Genomic DNA, 3,458 nt, shown 5'->3' on the forward strand with positions numbered 1-3,458 from the left:
ACCATTAGTTTAGATTTTGTTTCCATTTTTAGCCTTTTAAAAGATTTAAATTTAGCCTTGATTATACATTTTTTAAGCTAAATTTTCGATTTTATTCATCGCAGCTTCATCTAGGGATTTTATAATGCGCTCATCCAAACGAAAGTTGGAAAATCAAAACAAAGGATAAAAAATGACGAAGTTATTAGGTACGGCGGTTTTAGCGGCGATTTTGAGCGCAGCAGGCTTACAGGCGGATGTAATGTCCAATGAGGCTTTGGATATAGCAGAGAAGAATTTCCCCGGCTCAAGCGTCAAAGATATTGAAATAGACGTCAAAAAGGGTGCTACGTTTTACAAGATAGAGTCGTTTAAAGACGGCGTCAAAAAAGAGGTCAAAATCGATGCCGCAAGCGGCCAAATCGTAAAACAAGAGAGCAAAAATAAAAAATATACGCTGCCCGGCGAGGCGGTGGATTTCTCAAAGCTCGCCCTTAGCATCGACGATGCGGTAGCTAAGGCGCTGGCGCTAGAGACGGGCTGGAATCTGGACGGAGCCGAGCTTGATAATAAAAACGGCGTTTGGATCTACGAGGTCGAGCTTGAGCGCGGCATAAGCGAGAAAAAGGTGATCATAAACGCACAAACCGGCGAAATAATCGGCAACTATACGAAGTGATTTTTACGCGCCCGAGCGAGTTTCGGGCGCCAAATTTTAGGCAAAGGAGAAAATATGAGTAAAAATACGGATCAAAATTTAGACGAGAGCGCTAGCGAGCGAAATCCGGACAAAAATTTAGACGTAAATTTGAACGAAAACGCCGAGGCAAATTTAGACGCAAGAGTCGGCGTAAATTTGAGCGGCGCAAGCCCTGCAAGCGAAAACGAAACTCTAAATTTAGATGAAAATGGCAAGATAAGTGGGCGCGAAAATTTAAACCCAAACCCTGGCGAAGCAAACGGCGACGCGGAAAATATAAGCCGAGTCGCCCCGAAATGCAGGACGCAAAATTTATTTAAAAGGGCGCTTGAAATTTCTCTGCAAGGCGCTGCAAACGCGCTAGTTTATACAGGTAGGGCGGGTCTGTGGCTCTCTGATACCGCAAGCGGGCTAAAAGATGAAACGCAAAAAGCGCAGCTTTCGAAAATAAATGAGGAGCGGGCGAAATTTGACGGCGCAAGTATCATTTTGCAAGACAAAGTCAAAGAGATCGTCGCAAACCGCCTAAAAACGGACGCGGACGGGATAGAATTCGGCCGAATTTATCTAGCTAAAAGATGCGCTTTGGGCTCGCTGGGCGGCGAGTATTTTTACGAAACGAAGGCTAAATTTAACGGCTTTTCGTATGATTTTAAGATAGGCGCAGCAAATGGCGAAATTTTAAATCTAAAAATAAGAAGTTAAATTTGATAAAATAGCGGGCAAATTTTAAAAAGGGCGGAGATGAAAATTTTAGTCGTCGAGGATGAAATAGACCTAAACAGCGTGATCGTAAAGCACCTTAAGAAAAACGGATATAGCGTCGATAGCGCGTTTAACGGCGAGGAAGCGATGGATTTTACCGCCGTGGCGCGTTACGATCTCATCGTGCTTGATATCATGATGCCCGTGATGGATGGACTTGCGTTTTTGCAAAAATCGCGCGCCGCAAAGCTCGCGACGCCCGTGCTGATACTGACGGCCAAGGACGAAGTGGTTGACGTCGTAAAGGGGCTTGATGCGGGCGCGGACGATTATTTGGTTAAGCCCTTTGATTTTAAGGAGCTGCTGGCTAGGGCGCGCACGCTCATTCGCCGAAACAGCGGCAACGCCGCTAATGAAATTTACGCGGGCGAGCTAAAGATCGATCTTTCTAAAAAATCCGTCGAACTGGGCAGGCAAAGCATCGAGCTAACGGGCAAAGAATATGAAATTTTAGAATTTTTGATGCTAAATAAGGGCAGAATTTTAACCCGCGATCAGATCAAGGAGCATGTTTGGGATTTTGACTACACGGGCGGCTCAAATGTAATTGACGTGCTCATAAAAAATATCAGAAAAAAGCTCGGCGAGTGCGAAATAATCCAAACCAAAAGAGGGCTCGGCTATGTTATTAAGGATTAAGCAAGCTCTCGCAAACATCCCAATAACGGCGCGCGTAACGCTTTGGTACTCGTTTTTTATCATCGCTATCGTAGCCGCCCTCATCGCTATTTCGGCGGTCGCGGCGGATGAAATTTTCGAGGACGCGAGCCAAAAAAAGCTCGCCAAATCGGTCGCCAAAATCGCGGACAACATAAAAGAGTTTGAACCCTATGACGACGGGATTTTTTTTATAAAATACGACGCAAACGGCGAGCTAACGGGCGGCCTGGCGCCTAAAAATTTTGAAACCTCGCTTAAAATGGACGGAGGCGAGGTGCGGCTTTATGAAAACGACAAAAACCGCTTTTACTACTACGACGCCGCGACTGAGGATAGAGGGGTTTGGATCAGGGGCGTGATAAGCGCGGACGGATTTTTTAAAAAAGAGGGGCTGTTTTTGCTTGCTCTAGCCGTGCTCGTGCCGATTTTGTTCGCTTTCGTGCTATATGGCGGCTACAAAACGATAAAAAACGCGATGAAACCAGTCGCCGCGATGTCTAAAACCGCCCTTGAGATAGGCAAAAGCCGAGACTTTTCAAAGCGAATCGAGCTGCCTGTGGGCAAAGACGAGCTACACGCGCTTGCAGGCGTGTTTAACTCGATGCTAGATTCGCTCGAAAAGGTCTATCAAAACGAAAAACAGCTCACCTCCGACGTCTCCCACGAGCTGCGCACGCCGGTATCCGTCATCATGGCCGAGAGCGACTACGCCGCAAGCTACGCGCAAAATTTGGACGAGGCCAAGGAATCGCTGGACGTCATCGCCAGGCAGTCTAAAAAGATCGCCTCGCTGATAGATCAAATTTTAGAGCTTTCGAGGTTGGAATCGAGCAGAAATTTGGCGCTAAAACGCGTGAGTTTAAGCGCTATTTTGCAAAATCTCGTAAAGGATTACGAAAAACTGGCCGAGTCCAAAGAGATAAAATTTAGCTATGATATAGCGCCGGACATTGAAATTCGGGGCGATGAGCTGATGATTTCGCGGTTAATCGACAATTTTTTGAGCAACGCGCTAAAATTTACCGAAACCAAAATCGAGCTGAGCTTGACCGCGTCTAAAACGCAGGCCTTGGTACTCGTAAAGGACGACGGCGCGGGCATTTCGCAAAAAGACGGCGAGCTAATCTGGAATAAATTTTACCAAGCCGAGGGCTCAAGAAATAAAAGCTTAAACGCGGGCAGCGGCCTTGGACTAGCTATCGCCGCAAATATCGCCAAGATTCACGGCGCGAAGCTCGGCGTAAAGAGCGAAGCGGGTGCGGGCAGCGAATTTTGGGCGGAATTTGAGCTTTTGAAATAAAATTTTCGCTACAATCACGAAAAATAGGAGCTTAAAAATGATCATCGTTAAACC

4 protein-coding genes are annotated in these 3,458 nt (G+C 46.4%); all 4 read left to right on the plus strand.

Going from position 1 to position 3,458, the window contains the following annotated elements:
- Positions 1–172 precede the first annotated feature (172 nt).
- Genes RWM02_RS10500 through RWM02_RS10515 form a run of 4 tightly spaced genes read left to right on the plus strand, consistent with a single transcriptional unit; the run spans position 173 to position 3,404 of the window.
- Positions 173–658, plus strand: coding sequence for a PepSY domain-containing protein (locus tag RWM02_RS10500; protein ID WP_314072061.1), 486 nt, complete (start codon positions 173–175; stop codon positions 656–658).
- Between the two features lie 54 nt (positions 659–712).
- Positions 713–1,384 (plus strand): hypothetical protein, encoded by a 672-nt coding sequence (locus tag RWM02_RS10505; protein ID WP_314072065.1) that lies wholly within the window; start codon positions 713–715, stop codon positions 1,382–1,384.
- A gap of 39 nt (positions 1,385–1,423) precedes the next feature.
- The gene (locus RWM02_RS10510; protein ID WP_314072067.1) at positions 1,424–2,083 is read left to right on the plus strand and encodes a response regulator transcription factor; all 660 of its coding nucleotides are present in this window, start codon (positions 1,424–1,426) and stop codon (positions 2,081–2,083) included.
- Positions 2,067–3,404, plus strand: coding sequence for a HAMP domain-containing sensor histidine kinase (locus tag RWM02_RS10515; RefSeq protein ID WP_314072069.1), 1,338 nt, complete (start codon positions 2,067–2,069; stop codon positions 3,402–3,404). The genes RWM02_RS10510 and RWM02_RS10515 overlap by 17 nt, the downstream gene beginning before the upstream one ends.
- Positions 3,405–3,458 lie beyond the last annotated feature (54 nt).

The sequence above is a fragment of the Campylobacter showae genome (genome assembly GCF_963515975.1).
GTDB lineage: Bacteria > Campylobacterota > Campylobacteria > Campylobacterales > Campylobacteraceae > Campylobacter_A > Campylobacter_A showae_F.